Origin of the sequence: Amycolatopsis sulphurea, from assembly GCF_002564045.1 — a bacterium.
GTDB classification, from domain to species: Bacteria; Actinomycetota; Actinomycetes; order Mycobacteriales; family Pseudonocardiaceae; genus Amycolatopsis; species Amycolatopsis sulphurea.
In genome coordinates this window covers 1128763-1152160 of record NZ_PDJK01000001.1, presented here as the reverse complement: position 1 = coordinate 1152160, position 23398 = coordinate 1128763, and the positions used below count along the sequence as shown (strand labels likewise).

At 70.0% G+C, this 23398-nt stretch carries 22 protein-coding genes; 11 read left to right on the top strand and 11 right to left on the bottom strand.

What is annotated here, in order from left to right:
* Positions 1–4: 4 nt before the first annotated feature.
* Entirely contained in the window at positions 5–2482 is a 2478-nt protein-coding gene (locus tag ATK36_RS05210) for a DEAD/DEAH box helicase (protein WP_098510354.1), read from the top strand.
* Complete coding sequence (locus ATK36_RS05205) at positions 2479–3120, top strand: SWIM zinc finger family protein (protein WP_098510056.1); 642 nt, start codon at positions 2479–2481, stop codon at positions 3118–3120. The genes ATK36_RS05210 and ATK36_RS05205 overlap by 4 nt, the downstream gene beginning before the upstream one ends.
* A 7-nt stretch (positions 3121–3127) precedes the next feature.
* Here ATK36_RS05205 and ATK36_RS05200 read toward each other — a convergent pair whose 3' ends face one another.
* Together ATK36_RS05200 and ATK36_RS05195 are read right to left on the bottom strand one after the other, a co-directional pair.
* Complete coding sequence (locus ATK36_RS05200; protein ID WP_098510055.1) at positions 3128–3775, bottom strand: class I SAM-dependent DNA methyltransferase; 648 nt, start codon at positions 3773–3775, stop codon at positions 3128–3130.
* A 50-nt stretch (positions 3776–3825) separates the two neighbouring features.
* A complete protein-coding gene (locus tag ATK36_RS05195; protein WP_098510054.1) occupies positions 3826–5442 on the bottom strand; it encodes an acyl-CoA dehydrogenase family protein in 1617 nt (538 codons plus the stop codon).
* Between the two features lie 66 nt (positions 5443–5508).
* Between ATK36_RS05195 and ATK36_RS31250 the strand changes: the two genes are divergently transcribed.
* A complete protein-coding gene (locus ATK36_RS31250) occupies positions 5509–6063 on the top strand; it encodes a hypothetical protein (RefSeq protein WP_170069597.1) in 555 nt (184 codons plus the stop codon).
* On the opposite strand, the gene ATK36_RS05185 is transcribed toward ATK36_RS31250, so the two are convergent.
* On the bottom strand, positions 6030–7172 hold the full coding sequence (locus ATK36_RS05185) for an RNA polymerase sigma factor (protein WP_098510053.1): 1143 nt from the start codon (positions 7170–7172) through the stop codon (positions 6030–6032). The two genes, ATK36_RS31250 and ATK36_RS05185, sit on opposite strands and share 34 nt — an antisense overlap.
* A 3-nt stretch (positions 7173–7175) precedes the next feature.
* Positions 7176–7583 carry a YciI family protein gene (locus tag ATK36_RS05180; protein WP_098510052.1) on the bottom strand — a complete coding sequence of 136 codons (408 nt, stop codon included), beginning with the start codon at positions 7581–7583 and terminating at the stop codon, positions 7176–7178.
* Positions 7584–8002: 419 nt separating this feature from the next.
* Between ATK36_RS05180 and ATK36_RS05175 the strand changes: the two genes are divergently transcribed.
* From ATK36_RS05175 to ATK36_RS05165, 3 genes are all read left to right on the top strand, one after another.
* Positions 8003–8359 (top strand): beta/gamma crystallin domain-containing protein, encoded by a 357-nt coding sequence (locus ATK36_RS05175; RefSeq protein ID WP_098510051.1) that lies wholly within the window; start codon positions 8003–8005, stop codon positions 8357–8359.
* 430 nt (positions 8360–8789) lie between these two features.
* On the top strand, positions 8790–9773 hold the full coding sequence (locus ATK36_RS05170; protein WP_098510050.1) for a tyrosine-type recombinase/integrase: 984 nt from the start codon (positions 8790–8792) through the stop codon (positions 9771–9773).
* A gap of 21 nt (positions 9774–9794) precedes the next feature.
* Entirely contained in the window at positions 9795–10250 is a 456-nt protein-coding gene (locus ATK36_RS05165; protein WP_098510049.1) for an SRPBCC family protein, read from the top strand.
* Positions 10251–10603: 353 nt separating this feature from the next.
* Here ATK36_RS05165 and ATK36_RS05160 read toward each other — a convergent pair whose 3' ends face one another.
* Positions 10604–10984, bottom strand: a complete 381-nt coding sequence (locus tag ATK36_RS05160; protein ID WP_098510048.1) for a hypothetical protein — start codon at positions 10982–10984, stop codon at positions 10604–10606.
* A 67-nt stretch (positions 10985–11051) separates the two neighbouring features.
* Here ATK36_RS05160 and ATK36_RS05155 point away from each other — a divergent pair, with 67 nt between their 5' ends.
* A complete protein-coding gene (locus tag ATK36_RS05155) occupies positions 11052–11837 on the top strand; it encodes a glycerophosphodiester phosphodiesterase family protein (RefSeq protein ID WP_098510047.1) in 786 nt (261 codons plus the stop codon).
* Between the two features lie 36 nt (positions 11838–11873).
* Here ATK36_RS05155 and ATK36_RS05150 read toward each other — a convergent pair whose 3' ends face one another.
* On the bottom strand, positions 11874–12443 hold the full coding sequence (locus ATK36_RS05150) for a DinB family protein (RefSeq protein WP_098510353.1): 570 nt from the start codon (positions 12441–12443) through the stop codon (positions 11874–11876).
* Positions 12444–12518: 75 nt separating this feature from the next.
* Positions 12519–13220: a transglycosylase family protein gene (locus tag ATK36_RS05145; RefSeq protein ID WP_098510046.1), complete on the bottom strand. Its 702-nt coding sequence runs from the start codon at positions 13218–13220 to the stop codon at positions 12519–12521.
* Between the two features lie 245 nt (positions 13221–13465).
* Between ATK36_RS05145 and ATK36_RS05140 the strand changes: the two genes are divergently transcribed.
* From ATK36_RS05140 to ATK36_RS05130, 3 genes are all read left to right on the top strand, one after another.
* Positions 13466–14866 (top strand): MFS transporter, encoded by a 1401-nt coding sequence (locus tag ATK36_RS05140; RefSeq protein WP_098510045.1) that lies wholly within the window; start codon positions 13466–13468, stop codon positions 14864–14866.
* Positions 14867–14888: 22 nt separating this feature from the next.
* On the top strand, positions 14889–15692 hold the full coding sequence (locus ATK36_RS05135) for a thymidine kinase (protein ID WP_098510044.1): 804 nt from the start codon (positions 14889–14891) through the stop codon (positions 15690–15692).
* Between the two features lie 224 nt (positions 15693–15916).
* The gene (locus tag ATK36_RS05130) at positions 15917–16264 is read left to right on the top strand and encodes an RNA polymerase-binding protein RbpA (RefSeq protein WP_091613651.1); all 348 of its coding nucleotides are present in this window, start codon (positions 15917–15919) and stop codon (positions 16262–16264) included.
* Between the two features lie 102 nt (positions 16265–16366).
* Here the strand turns inward: ATK36_RS05130 and ATK36_RS05125 are convergent, their stop codons facing one another.
* From ATK36_RS05125 to ATK36_RS05115, 3 genes are read right to left on the bottom strand one after another with little or no spacing between them, the layout of a single operon-like run.
* On the bottom strand, positions 16367–17131 hold the full coding sequence (locus ATK36_RS05125) for a polyprenol monophosphomannose synthase (protein ID WP_098510043.1): 765 nt from the start codon (positions 17129–17131) through the stop codon (positions 16367–16369).
* A 23-nt stretch (positions 17132–17154) separates the two neighbouring features.
* Positions 17155–18774, bottom strand: coding sequence for an apolipoprotein N-acyltransferase (gene lnt / locus ATK36_RS05120; RefSeq protein WP_098510042.1), 1620 nt, complete (start codon positions 18772–18774; stop codon positions 17155–17157).
* A 10-nt stretch (positions 18775–18784) separates the two neighbouring features.
* The gene (locus ATK36_RS05115) at positions 18785–20392 is read right to left on the bottom strand and encodes an amidohydrolase (RefSeq protein ID WP_098510041.1); all 1608 of its coding nucleotides are present in this window, start codon (positions 20390–20392) and stop codon (positions 18785–18787) included.
* A gap of 120 nt (positions 20393–20512) precedes the next feature.
* Here ATK36_RS05115 and ATK36_RS05110 point away from each other — a divergent pair, with 120 nt between their 5' ends.
* Complete coding sequence (locus tag ATK36_RS05110) at positions 20513–21904, top strand: KamA family radical SAM protein (protein WP_211291786.1); 1392 nt, start codon at positions 20513–20515, stop codon at positions 21902–21904.
* 574 nt (positions 21905–22478) lie between these two features.
* On the opposite strand, the gene ATK36_RS05105 is transcribed toward ATK36_RS05110, so the two are convergent.
* The gene (locus tag ATK36_RS05105) at positions 22479–23306 is read right to left on the bottom strand and encodes a lysozyme (RefSeq protein WP_098510040.1); all 828 of its coding nucleotides are present in this window, start codon (positions 23304–23306) and stop codon (positions 22479–22481) included.
* Between the last annotated feature and the right edge of the window lie 92 nt (positions 23307–23398).

Sequence of the window (23398 nt, the reverse complement as noted above, 5' to 3'; positions counted from 1 at the left end):
GATCATGGAACCGGGCGAGGTCGTTTTCTGGCGTCCGGACGGGGGCACGCCCGACGGGCCGGGACGGCTCGGCACGGTGGACGTCGTGTTGCCGGAGGGGCTGCGCACCGTGCCTGCGCGGCGCCTGCCGATCGCCGACGCGGTGACGTTGCTCCCGGAGGGTCCCTCCGGTGAGTTCTGGGCGCTGGCCGCGGAAGCGGGTGCGCGGCTGGCCGAGGCGGGCTGGACCGGTCCGCTGGATCCGGCCGAGGAACAGTGGCTGCACCGCCTCGCCGACGCGATGCCGCCGCACGCGCATGCCGGGCCGGTCCCCGGCTGTCCGGACCTGCTGCCCGAGCGATACCCGACGCTGCTGCGGTTCCTCGGCGACCTGGCCGGTCTGGAGCCGGAAGTACAGGTGTCGCTGCGGATCGAGGCGCTCGACCCCGCCGGAGGCAGCTTCCGCGGGGTCGTCCAGGTGCACGGCGGAGCAGAGCCGCTGGTCGACGCCGCGCAGCTGTGGGAGTCCGACAAGCAGGACACCCGGCACGAGGTCCTGCTGGCGCTGCGGCACGCTGCGGACGTGTGGCCCCCGCTCGGACCCCTGCTGTCCGCGGCGGTGCCCTCCTCGATCCCGCTGGATGACGGCGAACTCACCGAGCTGCTCACCGGCGCGCTCGACCCGGCGGGGATGACCGTGCACTGGCCCGCGGAACTGACGGGGCTCACCGCTCGCGCGGTCGTCCGCCCCGGCATCGAGCCGGGCGACGTACGGTCGTTCTTCGGCGGAGACCGGGTGCTGGAGTTCGACTGGCAATTCGCGCTCGGCGACGGCGAGCTGACCAAGGCCGAGCTGGACACGCTTGCCGAGGCGCAACGCCCGGTGGTGCGGCTGCGTGACCAATGGGTCGTGCTCGACCGCAAGACCGCCGACCGCGCCCGGGACCGCGTGCTCGAACCACTCACCGGGATCGAAGCGCTCGGCGTCGCGCTGACCGGCCACACCGAGGTCGACGGCGACGAGATCGAAGTCCGCACGGACGGCTGGCTCGACGAGCTGCGTACCCGCCTCTCGGCCGCTCCCGAACCTGTCCCGCAACCGGCCGGGCTCGCCGCCCACCTGCGGGACTACCAGCTGCGCGGGCTGCACTGGCTGGACACGATCACCGGCGTCGGCCTCGGCGGCTGCCTCGCCGACGACATGGGACTCGGCAAGACGATCACGCTGATCGCGCTGCACCTGCACCGCGATGCCGGGCCAACGTTGGTGGTCTGTCCGACATCGCTGCTGGGCACGTGGGAAAGCGAGATCCGCCGGTTCGCGCCGGGCACGCCCGTCCGCCGGTTCCATGGCAGCTCCCGCTCCCTCGACGGCGTCGACGGCGGTTTCGTGCTCACCACCTACGGCACGCTCCGAGCCGATCCGGCGCCGCTGACCGTGATGGACTGGGATCTGCTCGTCGCCGACGAAGCCCAGCACGTGAAGAACCACCGTTCGGACACCGCGAAGGCGCTACGCACGGTCCGGTCCGCGGCACGGGTCGCGCTCACCGGCACGCCGGTGGAGAACACGCTCACCGAACTGTGGGCGATCCTCGACTGGACCACACCCGGCCTGCTCGGCCCGCTCACGGAGTTCCGCGAGCGCTGGGGCAAGCCGGTCGAGTCCGGCGATGCCGCGACGGCAGCGCGGCTGACCCGGCTACTGCGGCCGTTTCTGTTGCGCCGCCGCAAAACCGACCCCGGGATCGCACCGGAGCTGCCGGCCAAGACGGAGACCGACCGGCCGGTGTCGCTGACCACGGAACAGATCGCGCTCTACGAGGCCACGGTGCGCGAGCTGATGGCGCAGGTCGCCGCGAGCGACGGCATGGCCCGCCGTGGCCGGGTGGTGAAACTGCTGACCGCGCTCAAACAGATCTGCAACCATCCGGCGCAGTACCTGGCCGAACCGGAGGACAGTCCGCTGTCCGGGCGCTCCGGGAAACTCGAACTGCTCGACGAACTGCTGGACACCATCCTCGCCGAAGACGGCGCCGTGCTGGTGTTCACGCAGTACGTGGTGATGGCGCGGCTGCTGCAGCGGCACCTCACCGGCCGCGGGATCCCGTCCGAGCTGCTGCACGGCGGCACCCCGGTCGCCCGGCGCGAGGAGCAGGTCCGCCGGTTCCAGCACGGCGAGGTGCCGGTGTTCCTGCTCTCGCTCAAAGCCGCCGGAACCGGACTGACCCTCACCCGCGCCGACCACGTCGTGCACTACGACCGCTGGTGGAACCCGGCAGTGGAGGACCAGGCCACCGACCGGGCGTACCGGATCGGCCAGACCCGGCCCGTCCAGGTGCACCGGCTCGTCGCCGAAGGCACCGTGGAGGACCGGATCGCGGTGATGCTGCGGGAAAAGCGCGCGCTCGCCGAGTCCGTCCTCGGTGGCGGGGAAGCCGCGCTCACCGAACTCACCGACGCCGAACTGACGGAACTCGTCACCCTCCGGAGGGACGCATGACCGACCGCGTGCGCGGCTTCGCCGCCTTCCCTGCCCGCGCCGGCCGCGGCCCGTTCGCCCGCACCTGGTGGGGCCGCGCGTGGGTCCAGGCGATGGAGGACACCGCGCTGGACCTGCGGCAGCTGCGCAAGGGACGGCAGTACGCCGCAGCCGGGCTCGTCGGCCCGATCACCGTCGGCCCCGGCCGGATCACCGCCACCACCGAGGACGTCGGCGAAGGCCCGTTCCGCACCGCGGTACAGCTGGCCGAACTGTCCGCTGCGGACTGGGAACTGCTGCTGGACCGGGCCGGCGCGCACGCCGGGCACCTGGCCGCGCTACTCGACCGCCAGCTGCCCCCGGAACTGGCCGAAGTGGTCCCGCTGCTGCCCGGCATCGGCGACCTCGACCCGGACTGCGACTGCCCCGGCTGGGAGCTGCCCTGCCGACACGCAGCGGCCCTGTCCCTTCAGGTGGCCTGGCTGCTCGACGCCGACCCGTTCCTGCTGCTGCTCGCCCGCGGCCGCACCGAAACCGAGGTGCTCGACAACCTGGGCATGCGGACCAGGACCCGCACCGGGGTGCCCGCCGCCGAGGCCTACGCCCGGGTCGTGCCGCCGCTGCCCGAACCGGCCGGGTTCGTGCCACGGGGGCGCTGAAGACCGGTTACTCCGAGCGTGGCTTCCGCGCAGTGACATACGCCTGCGGCGTCGACTCGAAGTCGCCCTCCGGCTCCCGAACCAAGACCGACTGAATCACGAATCCCGCATCGGACAACACATCGCGCACGAAATCCACCGGCAGGCGATGCGCGTCCGCGGAGATGTCGTGGCCATAGGCCTGCTCCAGATGCCGGACCTCATCACCGACCTGGAACGCGGTCAGCAGGAGGCCGCCGGGCACCACCACCCGGTGCAGCTCGGCGGCCAGCACCGGCAGATCCGGCCGCGGCGTGTGGATGAGGGAGTACCACGCGAGCGCACCCGCCAGCGCACCGTCGGGCAAGTCCAGCGCGGCCATCGAACCCACGTCGAACCGCAGCCCCGGATACGTCCGGCGAGCCACCTCGACCATGCCGGGGGAGAGGTCGACACCGAACACGTCCAGCCCCAGCTTCGCCAGATAACCGGTCAGCCGCCCAGGACCGCACCCCAGATCCCCGACCGGCCCGTCGCCCACGAGTTCGGCGAACGCACCGAGCATCGCCCGGTCCCACGTGCTCTCTTCCAGCAATCCGTGCAACATTTCGGCATAGGACTCGGCGACGGTGTCATAGGCGGTCCGGGTCTCGGACACGTAAGCGGGCTCGGTCATGAAGCGCCACCCTAACGAGCGAGCGCACAACACGCCCGCAGCGACACGGGCTAGCCGCAAGCGCGCGCGATGATCGCCGAGGTATCCGTGCCCGGCGGCAAAGTACCGAACGCGACACCCCCGGCGCCACCGAACCTGGTGGCACAGAAGGCATCCGAGACCGCGGCGGCCCCGTGCCGAACCAGCAGCGAACCCTGCAGGACCAGCGCCATCGACTCCACCACCCGCCGCGCACGAAACTCGATACCGTCCACATCGGACAGTTCCTTCTTCAGCGCGCCGACCGCCTCGTCCAGCCGCCCATCCCCACCGGCCGCCCGCCCGGCCTCGGCGAAGAACGCCTCCACCGACTCCGGCTGCCGGGCCATCGCCCGCAACGCATCCAGCGCGGCGACATTGCCCGAACCCTCCCAGATCGACATCAACGGCGCCTCCCGGTACAGCCGCGGCATCCCGGACTCCTCGACGTACCCGTTACCCCCGAAGCACTCCAGCGCCTCCGCGGCATGCATCGGCGCCCGTTTGCACACCCAATACTTCGTCACCGCCAGCCCCAGCCGCCGGAACGCCTGTTCCTGCTCGTCACCCGGCCGGTCACCCGCGGCCGCCAGCCGCATCGCCACCGTGGTCGCCGCATCGGACTCGACCACCAGATCCGCCAGCACGTTCGCCATCAGCGGCTGATCCACCAGCGCCCTGCCGAACGCGGACCGGTGCCTCGCGTGATGCACCGCCCGCACCGCGCCCAGCCGCATCCCGGACGCACTGCCCAGCGCGCAGTCCAGCCGCGTGTTGTTGACCATCTCGATGATCGTCCGGACACCCAGGCCCTCGTCACCGACCAGCCGGCCCACCGCGTCGTCGTACTCGATCTCCGCCGACGCGTTCGACCGGTTGCCCAGCTTGTCCTTCAACCGCTGCAACCGGATCCCGTTACGGGCACCGTCCGGCAGCACGCGGGGGAGAAGGAAACAGGACAACCCACCAGGCGCCCGCGCCAGCGTGAGGAACACGTCGGACATCGGCGCACTCGTGAACCACTTGTGCCCGACCAGCCGATACGTGCCGTCACCCGCCGGGCGTGCCACAGTCGTGTTCGCACGGACGTCGGACCCGCCCTGCTTCTCCGTCATCGACATGCCCGCGATCAGACCGCGCTTGCCACTCGGCACACGCAGCCCGAAGTCGTACTCCGTCGCCGCAAGCAGCGGCTCATACTGCTCAGCCAGGTCGGGATTCGCCCGCAACGCGGGCACCGCCGCGTACGTCATCGAAATCGGACAGGTGTGCCCAGCCTCCGCCTGACCCCACACGTACATCTTCGCCGCGCGCGCCGCATGTACGCCCACACGCTCGTCCCGCCACGGCGCGGCCTGCAACCCATGCGACACCGCGACGCGCATCAAGTCGTGCCAGTGCGGATGGAACTCGACCTCGTCGATCCGGTGCCCGTACCGGTCATGCGTACGCAGCACCGGCTCGTTCTCATTGACCAGCCGGCCCCACTCCTGGACCTGCTCGCTCCCCGCCAGCCGGCCCAGCTCATGCAGCTCCCCGGACACCCACCCCGCATCCGCCCGCCCGAGCGCCGACAGCAGCGCCGGATCATCCGCCACGTCGTACACCAGCGGCGGAACCTGATTGGTCACCTCATGCGTCGCGCGCATCCGAACCTCCCAGCGACCGCACGACGAACGTGCGCAACTCGACGACCTCCACCGACCCGGCCCTCGGTGGGCGGCACCTCCGCCGCCGCCCCGACCAGCGCGGCCGCAGTCACCCCGGCATCCTGCGCGGGCAACACCCCCGACGGCAAGGGTGCCAACAAGGATCGTGCCACCAGCCTCAATGAGGCGGTGCTGCGCACCGGCTGCCTGGACGCGGTCACCTCGGTGGCCGAGCGTGGCACCCTCGAAGCCGACGTGCTGGCCCAGACGATGCTCTTGCGATCTACGGCGGGACCAACACCGGGATCCGGGCAGTGGCCGGGGCGCGCACGGGCACAGCGAGGACGAGACCCGCTACGTCCGCCGCAGCTACCTCACCCCGAGGCCGCGCGCACCATCGCGGTGGAGATCGCCAACGCCACCTTCGCCGCCCGCTCGGCCACAACGTGGATGCTCGGCCAGCTCCCGGGCCGCCGCCGCGCCGGCCCGATGTCCTGTCTTCCCGCCGTACCCACACTCGGCGAGCTGCGCGACTGCCGCTGCACCCGGGGGTCCGGCGAGTACGGCATAGAAGAAGTGAAACAACTTCAGTCGACCGCGTGGTTCAACCGCGCCGCCTGACGCAGAAGATGATCACGCTCAGGCAGATTCGGCGCCTTCCGAGCCGCCTCCGCATACAGACGCGCAGCCACCACCACCTCACCATCGCGCTCGTGCAAATATGCCGACACCGCGGTATGCCGGGGGAGCGAAGCGTCTACCTCCGCGAGCGCGGCGAGACCCGCCCGCGGACCATCCGCCTCGCCGACCGCCACCGCACGGTTCAGCCGCACCACCGGACTGTCGGTCAACGCGACCAGCTCGTCATACCACTCGACGATCTGCACCCAATCCGTCTCGCCGGCAGTGGGGGCGTCCGCATGCAACGCCGCGATCGCGGCCTGCGCCTGGAACTCACCCAACCGGTCACGCGCCAGCGCAGCCTGCAGGATCTCCACACCCTCCGCGATCAATGCGGTATCCCAGCGTGACCGATCCTGCTCGGCGAGCGGCACCAGACTCCCGTCCGCCGCCGTCCGAGCCGCCCGCCGAGCGTGGTGCACCAACATCAACGCCAGCAGCCCGGCCACCTCGGGATGATCGGACACCGCCGCCAGCTGCCAGGTCAACCGGATCGCCTCGGCTGCCAGGTCGACGTCACCGGAATACCCCTCGTTGAACACGAGGTACAGCACCCTCAGCACCGTCGCGACGTCCCCGGGCTGCTCGAACCGTACCCCGGACACGGTTCGCTTCGCCCGGCTGATCCGCTGCGCCATCGTCGCCTCCGGCACCAGATACGCCTCGGCGATCTGCCGCGTCGTCAACCCACCGACCGCCCGCAACGTCAGCGCCACCGCCGAAGACGGCGTCAACGACGGATGCGCACACAGGAAGTACAGCTGCAGCGAGTCGTCCACCACAGCAGCCGGACCGGGCGCAGGCTCTTCGTCGACGAGTTCTTCCCGCCGCCGCCGAGCTGCGTCGGCCCGCGTCGCATCGAGAAACTTCCGCCACGCGACGGTGACCAGCCACGCCTTCGGATCACGCGGGGGAGCGGACGGCCACACTCGCAACGCCTCGACCAGCGCCTCCTGCACAGCGTCCTCGGCCGCCGCGAAATCCGCACCGCGGTGGACGAGGACGCCCAGCACCTCCGGCGTCCGGCTACGGAGCACCGCCTCGTCCATCGATCACTCAGCCGTGGCGGAGTGATCGCCCAGGAACGGCCGCAACTCCAGCCACTCGTGGATCGGCTTCCCACCCGCGCCGGGTGCCGCGGACAGCTCACCGGCCACCGCCAGCGCCCGCTCGTAGGAGTCCACATCGATCACCATCCAACCCGCGATCACGTCCTTCGTCTCCGCGAACGGACCGTCGGTCACCGGCGGCCGCCCTGCACCGTCGTACCGCACGAACGTGCCCTCGGGAGCCAGCGCCTGACTGTCGACGAACTCACCGGTCTTCTCCAGCCGGGCCGCGAGATCGTTCATGTACTGCACGTGCGCCGAGATCTCCTCGGGCGTCCACTGGTCCATCGGCTCGGGATTCACCGAGGCCGGCGCGCCGCGGTAGTGCTTGAGCAACAGGTACTTCGCCATCGTGGTCCTCCTTGACGTGGTGGTGTCGAACTGGTGGTTCGCAGCAGGGACGGAGCCGGTCGCGGGTTCTCGACATCCGGCCCGAAGAAAGTTATCCCGACATCGCGGCGCCTGCCGGGGAGACGGCCACCGGCGAGTTACTTGACATAATGTACATTATCGGCGTTCGGTCGGCCTGCTGATCGGCAGGCCAAGAGGGGCCACTGATCAGCTGTACAACCAGTGGTGCGAGCAGGCGAAGTCCTCGATCGGAACGACATCGCGGCTCCTAAGTCAAAGGTCCAGACGGGCAACACCGCCGCAACATTCGCGCAAGTGCAGTTCCCGGCGCTGTCACCCGAACTTTTCCCGAGTTAGCCTCCCTGCACAGCAAAGGAAGGGTTTACTTTCCGTAGTTTTTCTATTGCTTTGAGGTGATCATGCGTTCAAGAACAAAGGTTGTCGGGGCTGCGGCCGCCGCAGCTGCGATGGTCTTCACGTTGACGGTGCCTACCGGAGTTTCATCCGCCATAACAGGGATGGGGGATTGCGGTCCCGGAACCGGCTACCTGGAGGTTTGGTACCGAAACGGAGATCCTTGGGTTAAGCATCTGTGCTGGGCGAACGCCGGGAGAATTCCTTTTACCACACATGAATGGATCGACCGGATCAAGACGGGCAACAACAACGTCATCTATCAAGATCGAAATGGTGCGCCACCCATAAGAATCGGCCGCTGGCAGGATCGCTCATTCCCGAACCACCCGCCGCACGTCGAGTACATCGCCATTGAATGATCTTCAGGTCGGGACACGGAAGTGTCATCGATGACGACGTATTGTGGTCCCCCACCGAACTGCGCCGCTTGGGTCCCTGAGGTCCTGGGCCCCGTCAGTCTCGGTCAATTCGTCACCGTGACGTAACAACCGAGACCGTCGGGATGTCGAAGACGGGTGCTTGCCGGACTTTTCCGCCCGTCGGCGGCCCGTCGCGGATCGGGATATCCCGCGGCAATCACCCGAAGAGACGAACGGCTCCCGGTGAAGTTCTGCCTTCCGGAGTCGTGCATTCAGACACTCCGGCGACAGTGGAGCCGGATCGAGAACTGATCTCAGGAGTTCTTGTCCCCCAAGGGATCCCGCTCTTCCCCGGGCCTTGTTTCATGCATAATTGCTATTATGCATGAAACAAGGCCCGAACCGGGTGGGTGGCGGAACCGTCGGTGCTGTGCGGTACAAGATCCTCATGCTGGTTTCCGAAGCGCAGCAAGCATTCTTCGCGGCCCGACGCCCGCGTAAGGACTCGCCGCACACCACTGCCGCCTATCGACGGGATCTTGCCGGGATCACCACTCTCCTGGTGGCCGAGCTGGGCCGTGCCGAGTTCCGTGTCGACGATCTGACGGCACCGGTGCTGCGCGCGGCGTTCGGCGCGTTCGCGGACACACACGCCAAGAGTTCGGTGCTGCGTGCGTGGTCGACGTGGAACCAGTTTCTCACCTTCTGTGTGTCGGACGGGCTGCTCGCGGGCAATCCGATGGGTGCGGTCGCGCGGCCCCGCACTCCCCCGCTGACGCCGAAACCGTTGCGTGGCGAGGAAACTCCGGAGCGGCTGCTCACCGCGGCCGCCGATGGTGCCCGGCGGGCGCGGGACCCGTGGCCGGAGCGGGACGTGCTGGTGCTGGCCCTCGGGCTGGTCGCGGGGTTGCGCGCGGCGGAGATGCGGGCGCTTACCAGGCGTTCGGTAGTCGGCCGCTCCGGCGAGCTGCGGCTGCATGTCAACGGGAAAGGCAGCCGCGACCGTTCGATCCCGGTGCAGCCCGCGCTCGAACGGCTCATCGAGGAGTACCTCGCGTCGTGCCGGCGCCGGTTCCCCCAGCAGCGATTCCCGGCCGGCGAGCCCCTGCTGCGTGACCGTGGCGGGAATCCGATCGGGCGGGGTGCGCTGGAGTACCTGGTGAAGTCCTGTTACCGATGGGCGGGGCTGCACGACCGGGTGCCGTCCGGGGCGAATCTGCACGCGCTGCGCCATACGTTCGCCACACGGCTGGCCGAAGACGGCGCGACAGCTTCGGAGATCATGGCGCTGCTGGGACATGCCAGCCTCGCGACGAGTCAGAATTACATCGAGGCCACCGGCCGGGAGCAGCGGGCGGCAGTGGCGAGCAACCGTACGTACCGGGCGCTCGATGGACTAGTGCGGGAGGGGTGAGCTCTGTGCTTGCATGAGGGGATGGACGAGGAGATCCGGATAGTGCGGGCTGACCGGGTGATCGAGGCGGACGCGGCGTCGATCTTCGAGCTGATCGCGGATCCCGCGCGGCAGCCGCGCTGGGACGGCAACGCGAATCTGGCCGAGGCGGAGCCTGGGCAGCGGGTGCATGGGACCGGCGAGGTGTTCCGCATGGTGCTGACGACCGGTGCCACGCGGGAGAACCACGTGGTGGAATTCGCGGAGGGGCGCTGTATCGCGTGGCGGCCTTCGGAGCCGGGGCGCCGCCCGCCGGGCCATCTGTGGCGGTGGGAGCTGGAGCCGGTGGCCGGCGGTGGCACGCGGGTCACGCACACCTACGACTGGACCGGCCTGCCCGCGTCCGAAAGCACCCGGATCGAACGGGCCCGCGCCACGACGGCGGACCGTTTGCAGGCTTCGCTGGACAACCTGGCGGTGGTGGCGGAGGGCGGGTGACCGACCGTCCAGTGTGGACGGGTGGCGGACTTGAGGGTGTGGTTCGCGGGTTGGGCAGGTGTGGGCGGTCGGTGACGATCGGGGAGGTCCGGTCCGGCTACGTCGGGTCCGGCCGGAGTCTGGCTGGAGAGGCGGCGGGAGGACCCGGGTAGCTGCTTCAGTCAGCTACCCGTTGGCGCGTGATGGGCTGCTCTGCCTGCCGAAATCCGGGCCTGTTCTGGCCTGGACCTGGCATCTTCCCGGGCACGGCTGTGAAGGGTCCCTTCACGGACTCTGAGTCCGTGAAGGGACCCTTCACAGCTTTGGCAGGGCTTCGGGACAACAGTGGGCGTCGGCCCCGGACCGGGCTCAAGTCACCGGAGTTGTTCGAGGTCCTTGGCCGCGTGGGCGATCTCCCCCGCCAGCTGGCGGAGTTCGGTGGCGTCGGCGCCGTCCGCGGCGGCGGTGACGATGTCCTCGGCGGCGCAGCGGAGCTGGAAGAGGCGGTCCTGGAGGGCGGCGATCTCGGTGTCGGAGAGCACGACCGCGTCTTCGGGCAGGCCGCTGCGTTGCAGGGCAGTGCGGCGTTCGTAGGCGCGTTGCCGGCAGGACTGGCCGCAGTAGCGCCGCCGTCGGCCGACGTTGCCGGCTTCGGGCAGGGGGCGGCCGCACCAGCCGCAGTGTTTCGGGGCGTTGGTGCGGCGCGGGACGACGCGTTCGTCGCCGGTCAGCGCGTGTTCGGCCAGTTCCCTCACCCTCCGGACTTTAGCCGTCCACCGTGATCTCACACCGGGGCCATGCCGAGCGGGCAGACTGGAAAGTATGCGTCCACCGTTTCCGTATCTCGCCGATCCGCTCCCCCGTGCCTTCGCCCACCGCGGGTGGCATCTCGGTGATCTGGCCGGGCTGGAGAATTCGCTGCCGGCGTTCCGGCAGGCGGTGGCGGAGGGGTACCGCTACGTGGAGACGGACGTGCACGCGACGGCGGACGGGGTTGTCGTGGTGCACCATGACGACACGCTCGATCGTACGACCGACGGTCGCGGGTCGATTTCGGCGCAGACCTGGGCGCAGATCAAGCACGTGCGGATCGGTGGCCGGGCGCCGGTTTCGCGGTTGGAGGACGTGCTGGAGGAGTTGCCGGAGGCGTGCTTCAACGTGGATGTGAAGGCCGGTTCGGCGGTGACGCCGTTCGTGCGGGTGCTGGAGCGGATGGGGGCGTTCGATCGGGTGGCCGCGGCGTCGTTTTCGGATGCGCGGCTGGCTCGGTTGCGGCGGCTGGCCGGGCCGAAGCTGTTGACGTCGATGGGGCCGGGTTCGGCGTTTCTGTTGTGGCTCAACGGCTGGGTGCCGCCGGTGCCGGTGGGCCGGCTGGCGCGGGGGTGGCTGGCGCAGGTGCCGGTGCGGCAGGGGCCGTTGACGGTGGTGGACCGGGCGTTCGTGAAGTCCGCGGTGCGTCGCGGGTTCGAGGTGCACACGTGGACGATCGATGATCCGGCGCAGATGCGGGCGTTGCTGGACCTGGGTGTGCACGGGATCGTGACGGATCGTCCGGATCTGCTGCGGACGGTGTTACGGGAGCGGGGCAGCTGGCCGCAGGACGGCTGAGCGGATCCGGCGCGCTGTACGCCGGACCGGCGGTGGTCAGCTGGCTTTCCGGCCGTCGAGGGTTTCGCGGATGATGTCCGCGTGGCCGGCGTGCTGGGCGGTTTCGGCGATGACGTGCAGCAGTACGCGGCGGACGCTGTGGGCGGCGCCGGGTTCGTGCCAGGGTGCGTCCGGCAGTGGGTGGGTCGCGGACAGGTCGGTGTGGGCGTTGATGATCTCTTCGCTGTGGGCGGCGATCTGTGCGTAGTGTTCGAGGACGCCGGAGAGGGTCTCCCCCGGCTGCATGCGGAACCGTTCGCCGTGTTCGATCATCCATCGCGGGAGTTCGCGGGCGGTGCCGGCGGCGATGTCGCCCCAGGTGACGCCCTCGGGTAGTGCGTAGGTCAGGGCGGTGGGTCCTTCGACGGTGAAGCGAAGCCAGTTCTCCTCGACCTGTGCGACGTGTTTGATCAGTCCGCCGAGGCAGAGTTCGCTGACGGTCGGGGTTTCGCCCGCCTGCGCGTCGGTGAGGCCCTGGGCGGCGCCGGTGAGGGCGGTCCGGGCGGCGGCGAGTTCGGCGAGCAGGTCGGCTCGTTCGCCGGGGTGCGTGGCGGGTGCGGTGGTCACGGTGGTCGGTTCCTTCCGTTCCGGTGTCCGGTACGGGACCACTGTGGCAGGGGTTGCGGTCAGGTTCTGTCCGCGTCAGCGGGGTGCCTTGCCCTCCCAGGCGGCTTTCCAGGTTTTCGGGCCGAGCCGGCCGGAGTCGTTGATGCTGTTGGCCTTCTGCAGGTCGAGCACGGCGGTGCGGGTTTTGTCGTAGTAGCAGCCGGTGCCGCTGAATCCGTAGCCGAAGGCGTTCATGCGGAGCTGGAAGGTGCGCAGTGCGGGGGCGCAGTCGCCGTAGGCGTAGACCAGGCCGGGCCAGTCCGGTATGCCGCCGGAGGGTGGCGCGGGGGCCGGGCCGGGTTTCGGCGCGGGTGGGGCGGGCAGGCCGGTACCGCCGATGTAGGCGGACTCGTCGTAGGAGGGGACGCGTTTGCTGCGAGCGTCGTGGTCGCCGGAGAGGCCGAGTTTGCCGCCGCATTCCCAGGGCTGCCAGCCGCGCATCCGGTACAGGTAGAGCGCGCGGTAGTCCTGTTCGCGGGGGCTGGCCTGGTCGGGCCGTCCCCCGCCGCCGACGCTGCGCCAGGTCGGCAGGTCGAACTGGTAGGCGCCGTAGTAGCCGTTGCCGGTGTTGATGGAGTACCGGCCGCTGGACTCGCACATGCGGAGCTTGATCCAGGAGGTGGAGCTCGGGTCCGCGGAAGCGGCGCCGGTGACGACGAGCTCCAGTCCCAGTACGGCGACCACGAGCAGCAGGGCTCGGGTGGCCGCGCGCCGGGCGGTGCGAACGCGGTTGGTCATGGGGGCACAGTAAGCACGCGACTCATTGACCACAACCGTCACAACACGCACTTCAGTCTCACATGAAACGCTTGACCGGCCGGGCAGCGACACGCCCGGGTGCGTATTGCGCGCGGTTCGGGAAAGCACGCCGGAGCAGAAAGAAGCGACGAATCGGACACTGCCGATGGACTGCCGGGCGGGTCGCGGGCCGACCCCGTAATGTGCGCGCCGACCTGGAGTTTCGGCACCGACGAGGAGCCTGGATGACGGTGGCGCGCCCGCGGGACGGTAAACGGGAACGGCGGGGCTGGTACTTCTACGACTGGGCGAATTCGCCGTTTTATTCTTCGACCACAACGGTGTTCGGGGCGCTCTCCATGAGCACGGTCGCGGCGGCCGATGCGAAGCAGAACATCACCCTTAACGGGGACAACCCTTGTGTGGACGCCGCGGGGCTCGACGACAAGCTGAACCGGTGTGACGTCTCTTTGCTTGGTCTGCACTTCCCCGCCGGTTCGCTGTGGGGCTATCTGCTCGCGGTCGCGACCGTGGTGCAGGTGCTGGTGCTGCCGATCGCGGGGGCGGTGGCCGACCGCAGCCGCACCAAGCGCCGGATCCTCGGCTGGTTCGCCGCGCTGGGTGCGCTGGCCTCGGCGCTGATGTTCTTCATGGCCGGTTCGAACTGGCAGCTGGGTGCGGCGTTGTTCGTGGTGGCCAACATCGGGTACGGCGGTTCGCTGGTCGTCTACTACTCGTTCCTGGTGGACATCGCCGGGCCGGACGAGCGGGACGAGGTGTCCGCGAAGGGCTGGGCGTTCGGTTACCTCGGCGGCGGGCTGGCGCTCGGGTTGCAGCTGGCCTTCTACCTCAGCCGCGACGCGCTCGGCGTGGACACGGCCACCGCGGTGCGGATCTGTTTCCTGACCTCCGGTCTGTGGTGGGCACTGTTCACCATCCCGACGGTGCGGGCGCTCCCCCGCCGGCACGAGCCGGTGGCGACGGTCCCGGGCCGGGGTGTGCTGGGGGCCGGGTTCCGCGAGCTGGGGCAGACGCTGGCCGCGGCCCGGCAATTTCCGCTGACGCTGGCCTTCCTCGGCAGCTACCTGCTCTTCGCGGACGGGATCAACACCGTGGTGACGGTGTCCGCGCAGTACGGGAAGGACGAGCTGCGGTTCTCCGACGAGGTGCTGATCGTCACGGTGCTGGTGATCCAGTTCCTCGCGTATGCGGGCGGGGTGCTGCACGGGCTGGTCGCGCGACGGCTCGGGGCGAAGCGGACCATTCTCGGCAGCCTGGTGCTGTGGGTGGTGGTGCTGGCCGGGGCGTATTTCGTGCAGCCTGCGCAGCCGGTGCAGTTCTACGCGGTCGCCGTCGGTATCGGGTTGGTGCTGGGCGGGACGAACGCGTTGTCGCGGTCGCTGTTCAGCCAGATGATCCCGGCGGGCAAGGACGCGCAGTACTACTCGCTCTACGTCGTGGGTGAGAAGGGCACGTCGTGGCTGGGGCCGCTGGTGTTCGCCGGGGTCGGGCAGGCGACCGGGTCGTTCCGGCTGGCGATCGTGGCGCTGGTGGTGTTCTTCGTGCTGGGGTTCGTGTTCGTCGCGCTGGTGCCGGTGCGGCGGGCGATCGTGGCGGCCGGGAACCGTCCGCCGGAGGTGCTGTGAGGTCCCGCTAGGGTCGGGCGTCGTGACCGCACCCGACGAAACCGTGCCCGACGACCCGACCGACGCGCTCTCCGCGGCGCCGCCGGCGGGTGTCCGCCGCAACGGAGCGCCGAGGGGACGGCTGAAGTTCTGCTACGGCCCGATGGACTGCGGGAAGTCGACGCTCGCGTTGCAGATCGATCACAACCATGCGCGGCAGGGGCGGCGCGGGCTGGTGCTGGTGCGGCACGACCGGTCCGGTGCGCCGCAGATCACCAGCCGGATCGGCATCACCCGCCGGGCCACCGAGGTGGGCACCGGCACCGATGTGCGGGAGCTGGTGCGCGCCCGGTGGGCACAGGGCGGGCACGTGGACTACGTGATCGTGGACGAGGCGCAGTTCCTCTCCCCCGCGCAGGTGGACCAGCTCGCCGAGCTGGCCGACGAGGTCGGGGTGGACGTGTACTGCTTCGGTATCGCGACCGATTTCCGCAGCCGGCTCTTCCCCGGTGCCGGGCGGCTGTTCGAGCTGGCCGACGAGCTGCAGCCGGTGCAGGTGGAGGTGCTGTGCTGGTGCGGGCTGCCCGGCCGGTTCAATGCCCGGGTCCGCGATGGCGAGATCCTCCGGGAGGGCGACACGGTGGTGGTCGCCGACATCATGCCGGACACGATCGTGGACGACGCTGCGCCGACAACTGCCGAACAATCCGTAGTTGAATCTTCAGCTTCATCACGGTTCGGAGGGGATCCGGCTACCTTCCGTTATCAGGTACTGTGCCGACGACATTTCCGGATGGGGGACCTGGGGCCGGCTGCCGCACAGCACGGTCAGTTACGGTTGTCCTAGTCGTGACCCGGATAGCCCAACTGGGGGATATCCGCACTAGGAAGGCGGTAACGGCGTCACGACAAACGGCACAACGTCTCCCACTGGAGGAAGCTGAAGACCTCGGGTGACGCACCTCATCGTGAGCAGCGACATGGTGAACCGGGAATCCCCCGGACGCCACGTTCGTTGCATAGGGTGAGCATCACCCTGGCTCCACCCGGAGCTGACTGAAAGGACCCATCATGGCCGACCGTGTTCTCCGTGGAAGCCGGCTGGGGGCGGTCAGCTACGAGACCGACCGCAATCACGATCTCGCCCCGCGCCGGACCGTGCGCTACGCCTGTCCCAAGAACCACGAGTTCGAGGTGCCGTTCTCCGACGACGCCGAGATCCCGACGGTGTGGGAATGCCGGCTGCACGGCAGCGAGTCCGAGATCGTCGATGGCGGGCAGCCCGAGCAGAAGAAGACCAAGCCGCCCCGGACGCACTGGGACATGCTGCTGGAGCGCCGCTCCATCCCCGAGCTCGAGGACCTGCTGAACGAACGTCTCGCCGAGCTCAAGGGACGCCGGACCAGCCGGTCCGCCTGAATCTCGGCCCGTAGCTGGCTTCCTGACCGACTACCGATCCGTCGCTGCCCCCGCGCACTCGTGCACGGGGGCAGCGGCCTGTCCGGACTCCGCAGGCGCCGGTCAGCGGCCCAGGAGCCGCCGCAGCTGGGCCACCCGCCGCCGCGCGCCCCACTCCGCGACGCGGAAGAACGCCTCGCGCATGATCGAGCCGCTCATTTTCGACTGGCCGATCTCGCGGTCGGTGAAGGTGATGGGGACCTCGACGATCTCGAAGCCGGCGTCCGCGGTGCGGCGGGTCAGGTCGATCTGGAAGCAGTAGCCGTGGGAGGCGACCTCGTCCAGTTCCAGCTTTTCCAGGACCGGGCGGCGGTAGACGCGGTAGCCGGCGGTCATGTCCGCGACCTTCAGCCCGAGCGCGAACCGGGAGTACAGGTTCGCGCCGCGGGAGAGCAGCTGACGGCGCAGCGGCCAGTTCACCGTGCTGCCGCCGGGCACGTAGCGCGAGCCGATCGACAGGTCCGCGTCCTCTGCCGCGGCCAGGAGCCGGGGCAGGTCTTCGGGGGCGTGCGAGCCGTCCGCGTCCATCTCCACGAACGCGGCGTAGCCGCGGGAGAGGCCCCAGCGGAACCCGGCGATGTAGGCCTTGCCGAGACCGGCCTTCGCGGTGCGGTGCAGCACGTGCACCCGCTCGTCCGCGGCGGCGCGCTCGTCGGCCAGCTCACCGGTGCCGTCCGGGCTGCCGTCGTCGACGACGAGCACGTGCGCCTCCGGGAGGGCCTGGTGGAGCCGGTCCAGCACCGGGCCGAGGTTGTCCCGCTCGTTGTAGGTCGGGACCACCACCAGCACCGGTTCGATCGTTTCGGCCCCCCGTGGCGCCTGCGCCATCCGTTTCCTCCGAATCCGGCGGTTCAGTCCGCCGTGTCCCCTGCTGTCCTGCCGGCGCGGCCGCGCCGGGTGCGAAAACGGAGCACGACCCCGCCGGCGACACCCGCGATCGCCAGTGCCAGCAGGGCGTACTCCGTCCACGCACCGAGTCGATCCGACAGCGTAGTCGCCGTGCGCAGCGGCACGCGCCCGACCAGGGTGTCCGCCGTGAAAAGTCCGGTTGAGCTGGTGATCGTTCCATCCGGGGCGACCAGCGCGCTGACCCCGGTGGTGGCCGACACCACAGCCGCGCGGCCGTGCTCGACCGCGCGCAGCCGGGTCATCGCCAGTTGCTGGTAGCTCATCTCCCCCGGCCCGTACCAGGCGTTGTTCGTGGGCACCACCAGCAGTTCGCCGCCTTCGCGCACCGCGTCGCGGGCGGGGCCGTCGAACGCGGTCTCGTAGCAGATGAACATGCCGACCTTGGTGCCCGCGACCGAGAGCGCCGCGTTCGTGCCGTCGCCGGCCCGCATTTCCGGGGTGTTGTCCACGAACGGCGTGACCAGCCGGGCGACTGCGCGGGCGGGCACGTACTCGCCGAACGGGACCAGGTCCTGTTTGGTGTAGCGCTGTCCCGGCCCGGTGCGCGGGTCCCACACCACCGCGTCGTTCTCGTCCTGGCCGTCCGGGCGGCGGACGAGGGCACCGATCACCGCGGGCACGCCGAACGCGGAGACCATCTGGTCCAGGGCCGGGTCGTCGCCGTAGATCGCGGTGGAGGTCTCCGGCCAGATCAGCAGGTCCGGCTTGGCGACCCGGCCGCTGCGGATGTCGGTGAGCAGGCGGGCGCTTTCGGCGAGGCTGTTGTCCCGCAGGACGCCGCGCTGGCCCTGGAGCGCGATGCCGAGGTCCGGGGCGTTGCCCTGCACCGTGGCGACGGTGAGCGAGCCGTCTTGCGCGCCGGTGCCGATCGTGGGCCACGCCGCGAGTCCGGCGAGGACCGGGACGAGGGTGAACGCCACCGGCCATATCAGCGCGCGGTCGCGTACGTGCCGCGTCTGCCACAGCCGGGCCAGGAGTGCGGCCAGCCCGAAGCCGGTGAGTACGACGGCGAAGCCGACCAGTGGCGCGCCGCCGATCGAGGCGAGGGACAGGAACGCGCCTTCGGGCTGGCTGAATCCGACCCGGCCCCACGGGAAGCCGCCGAAGGGGAACCAGGTACGCGGGGTTTCGAGCGCGATGAACACCAGAGCGCCCCACAGCGGCGCCAGCGGCAGCCGGGACACCACCGTGATCAGAAACCCGCCGAGTCCGAAGTAGAGCGCCAGCGTGACGCTCAGGCCCAGCCAGGGCCACGGGCCGAACTCCCGGCCGAGGAAGTCCTGCAGCCACAGCAGGTGCGTGAGGAAGAACGCGACGCCGAAGACGAACCCGTAGCCGAACCCGCCGCGGAACTTCCGTCCACGAAGGACCAATGCGAACGCGGTGAACGCGATCGGCGCGAGCCACCACAGTGGACGCGGCGCGAAGCTGAGGTAGTACAGCAATCCGGCGGACGCGGCGACGGCGAGCCGGATCAGCCAGGCCCGCCATGCCCGTTTCGGCCGGCGGGGTTCTGCTTCGCGCGGAGCGCCGGGTTCGGAATCCGCCACTGTCACTGCCACGACAGAAACTTTAGGTGGCGGGGGTGAACTCGTCGTAGAGGACCGTCCCGCCGCGTACGGTGCGCAGGCAGCGCGGCAGCGGGCTGTCCGGATCCAGCCGCGGCAGCGGGGGTACGCCGGAGCGCGGATCGGTGGACCAGCGCTGCACGCGGCTGTCCGCGGTGGCGACGACGAGGTCGGTCGCGTCCCAGATCGCGTAGTGCGCCGGGGCGCCGGGCACGAGGGTGCCGGTGAGCCCGTCGTTGATGCCTGCCGCGCGGTGCCCGGCGCGGGTGTGCGCGGTGAACGCCGCGCGGGCGGACAGCCGGGCTTCGGGGGTCCGGTGGTGGATCGCGGCGCGTACGGTGGCCCACGGATCGAGGGCGGTCACGGGGGTGTCGCTACCGAAGGCGAGCACGACCCCTTCCGCAGCAAGGGTGGCGAACGGGTTCAGCGCTGGCGCGCGATCCGTGCCGAGCCGCTCGGCGTACATGCCCGCGGTGCCGCCCCAGGCTTGGTCGAACAGCGGCTGCACGGACGCGATGACGCCCCATCCGGCCAGTGCGCGGGCCTGGTCGGCGGTGACCATCTCCAGGTGTTCCAGCCGGTGGTGGCGGGCGGCCAAAGCCCGCTGCCCGACCTGTTTCTCGGCCAGCCGGAACCCTTCCAGCACCTCCGCGGCGGCGGCGTCGCCGATCACGTGGAAACCTGCTTGAAGCCCTGCTTCGGTGCACGCGGCGATGTGGTCGCCGATCGTGGCCGCGTCCGCGTGCAGCGTGCCGGAGGTCGTCGGGTCGTCGGTGTAGGGGCTGGTCAGCGCGGCGGTGCGGGACCCGAGTGCGCCGTCGACGAACAGGTCGCCCGCGGCGCCGCGGGCACCGAGCGCGCGGGCCTTCTCGACGTCGGGTTCGCCCCAGTAGCCGACCACTTCGGGCAGGCCCGGCTCGTTCGCGAGGGCGAGCAGGCCGGTGAAGTCCTCGGCGCCGCCGATGTCCGGGCCGCCGCATTCGTGGACCGAGACGATGCCGCGGGCGGCGGCGGTGGCGAGGAAGGTGCGGTGGGCGGCGCGGCGCTGGTCGCGGGTCACCGCGGTCCTGGTGGCCGCGCGGACACGGTGGTGCGCGTTATGGGTGAGCGGCCCGTCGGCGGACCAGCCGGGGACCGCATCGATGCCCGGTACGAGCGCGGTCAGCGGGGTGGACACCAGCGCGGAGTGCACGTCCACCCGGCTCAGGTAGACCGGCGTGCCGCCCGCGACGTCGTCCAGTTCGGCGCGGCTGGGCAGGCGGGGGTCGGTCCAGGTGGATTCGTCCCAGCCGTGCGCGAGCAGGATCCGGCCGGGCACGAGGGCGTCGCGTACGGCGGCGAGGAGCCCGGCGGCGCTGCGCACGGTGGTCAGGTCGAGCCCGTCGAAGTGCAGGCCGGTGGCGCCGGCGTGCACGTGGGTGTCGACGAAGGCGGGGGCGACGAACGCGCCGCCGAGGTCGAGGATCTCCGCGCCGGGGTGCAGGGCACGGGCCGGCTCGTCCTGGCCGACCCACACGACCGTGCCGCCGGAGACCGCCATCGCCGTCGCGTCGGGTGAGGACGGGGTGTAGATGCGACCGCCGAGCAGGAGCGTGGTGCTGTCGTTCGTCACCGTCCGAGTCTCCCCCGCGCGTTCCTGTGATCACACACCCACCCGTTGTGCGAGAAGATTTACGCCATGAGAACGTTGTGACAGGATATTTTTATGTGAAACCGACGACTAGGAGTACAGATGACTGTGATCCAGGAACCTGTGCCGCCTGCCGCCGCACTGGACCAGCCGTATGAATACGCCCGCACCGAGCTTGCGGAGCCCGACTGGCGCCGGTTCCCCGGCTGGCGGGACGTCACCGCCGCCCAGTGGCGGGACCCGCAGTGGCAGCGGGTGCACTGTGTGCGCAACGTCAAGCAGCTGCGCGCGCTCCTGGGCGACCTGCTCGACGAGCGCTTCTACGAGGATCTGGTCGCCGACCAGCACGAGATGGCCACGATGTCGATGCTCGTGCCGCCGCAGATGCTGAACACGATGGCGCCCTCCGCGGGCACCGACCCGGCGAAGGTGACCGAGGCGTTCTACGCCGACCCGATCCGCCGGTACATGATCCCGGTGCGCAGCGACCGCGACCCGGTGTGGCCGAGTCACCCGCACTCCGAGCGGGACTCGCTGCACGAGGCGGAGATGTGGGTGGTCGAGGGGCTCACCCACCGCTACCCCACCAAGGTGCTGGCCGAGCTGATCTCGACCTGCCCCCAGTACTGCGGGCACTGCACCCGGATGGACCTGGTCGGCAACTCCACCGAGCAGGTGCAGAAGCACAAGCTCGAACTCAAGCCGGTCGACCGGCAGGACGCGATGATCGGCTACCTCCAGCGCACCCCCGGCGTACGGGATGTGGTCGTCTCCGGTGGCGACGTGGCGAACGTGCCGTGGCCGCAGCTGGAGTCGTTCCTGATGCGGCTGATGGACATCGAGACCGTGCGCGACATCCGCCTCGCCACCAAGGCGCTCGCCGCGCTGCCGCAGCACTGGCTGCAGCCGAAGGTGACCGAAGGCCTGCAGCGGGTCGCGCTCACCGCGCAGGCCCGTGGCGTCAACCTGGCAATCCACACACACGTGAACCACGCCCAGTCCGTCACGCCGCTGGTCGCCGAAGCCGCGCGTACGGCGCTGCAGGTCGGCGTACGCGACGTACGCAACCAGGGCGTGCTGATGCGCGGCGTGAACGCGACGCCGGCCCAGCTGCTCGATCTGTGCTTCGCGCTGCAAGGCGAGGCGAACATCCTGCCGTACTACTTCTACATGTGCGACATGATCCCGAACGCCGAGCATTGGCGGGTCTCGGTGCGGGAGGCACAGGAGCTGCAGCACGCGATCATGGGCTACCTGCCGGGGTACGCGACGCCGCGGATCGTGTGCGACGTGCCGTATGTCGGGAAGCGGTGGGTGCACCAGCTGGCCGACTACGACCGGGAGCGCGGCATTTCGTACTGGACGAAGAACTACCGGACCGGGATCGAGCACGAGGACCCGGAGGCGTTGCAGCGGAAGTACCCGTACTACGACCCGATCCAGACGCTGCCTGAAGCCGGGCAGCAGTGGTGGCGGGAGCAGCCGCGGGGCTGATCCGGGTGCTGCCGGAGTCCGTACAGCCGGGTGGGGAATCGGTGGGTGTCAGGCCTGCTGGTTCCCGCCCGGCTTCGTTCTGCCCTCTCGCGAGCCCGGCAAATAGGGGTTACCTTAGGTAACAGTGAACCTCGGTAACGCTTAGTCGCCGTCCAGGGAAGACCGTATGGCCAGCGCTGATGTGCACCCGTCCGAACGCGGGGACACCGCGCGGCGAGGGATCGCGCCGGATCGCGGTGCGGTTCCACTCCGCGCCGTCCGCCGTCACCGGTGACGAGCAGGTGCGGGGACTGCGGGCGACCGGCGCGGCTGCTCGGAAGAAGCCATATCCGGGACCGTAGCCAGGGCAACGCCCAATGGTGGAGGTCTGTGAAGGGGCCCTTCACGGACTCTGAGTCCGTGAAGGGCCCCTTCACGGACCCGAAGCCGGTCCGGCGCATGCCACGAGGTGGTCGCACACACCTCCGCAACGCCCGCCGCCGGGTCCCCGACCAACTTTGCCGGAACCCCTGTCTCCCAGTGCGTCAGCGGAGCCGGATCACCCGGCTGCGGGAGCTGCTGACCCGTACGTGAGTCAGGCGCCCCGGGCCAGCGCCTGTACCCGGCTGATCGGGCCGTTGTAGTAGTTCTGGTCGCCGGGCAGCCCGCCGTCGCGGGCGAACTGCCAGATGCTCTGCTTGTCCCAGCCCGCGGGCAACTCCCCGATCGCCGGGGCGTACCGGGCCAGCCACAGTGGATTCGTGTCGCCGAACCGCGCGGTGTTGCCGGTGCAGCGTTTCCACCAGGACGTCGAGGTGTAGATGATCGCGCTGCGGTGCTGCTTCGCGAGGTAGGTGCTCGCGAAGTCGGCGATCCACGCGGTCATGTCCGCGGGGCTCTTGCCGTAGCAGGCGTCGCCGTACGGGTTGTACTCGACGTCCAGCGCACCTGGCAGCGTCGTGCCGCCCTTGCGCCAGGCGCCGCCGTGCGCGATGAAGTACTCGGCCTGCGCGGCGCCGCTGGAAAGATCCGGCCGCGCGAAGTGATAGGCGCCGCGGATCAGGCCCGCCTTCTGCGCGCCGTTGTACTGCTGTGCAAAGTGTGGGCTGACGTACCCGGTGCCCTCGGTGGCTTTGACGTACGCGAACTGGGCACCCGACGCTGCCGCCTTCGCCCAATCCACCGGGCCTTGGTGACCGCTCACGTCGTGTCCGAGAGCCTGCCCGCCGGCGAGATCCGCACGCGCCGGGCCGCCCTGTACGCCTTCGTGCACCGCGATCTGTGATCCCGCGGTGTCGTCCGCCGCTTTCGAGTAATCCGCGGCCGTGGCCGGTCCCGCGTTCACGACCGTCCACGGCAGTGCCATCGCGGCGACGGCGAGCGCCGTCCGCAAGGGTCGGCGTCCTCGTTCGATACGGCTCATCTCGCTCCCGTCGGCATCGGCGCGCTGATCCGCCCGTCATGGTGCCCGCCCGTGCCTGGCCCCGCGAGGCCGCAGGTCACTCGTTCGTGGTC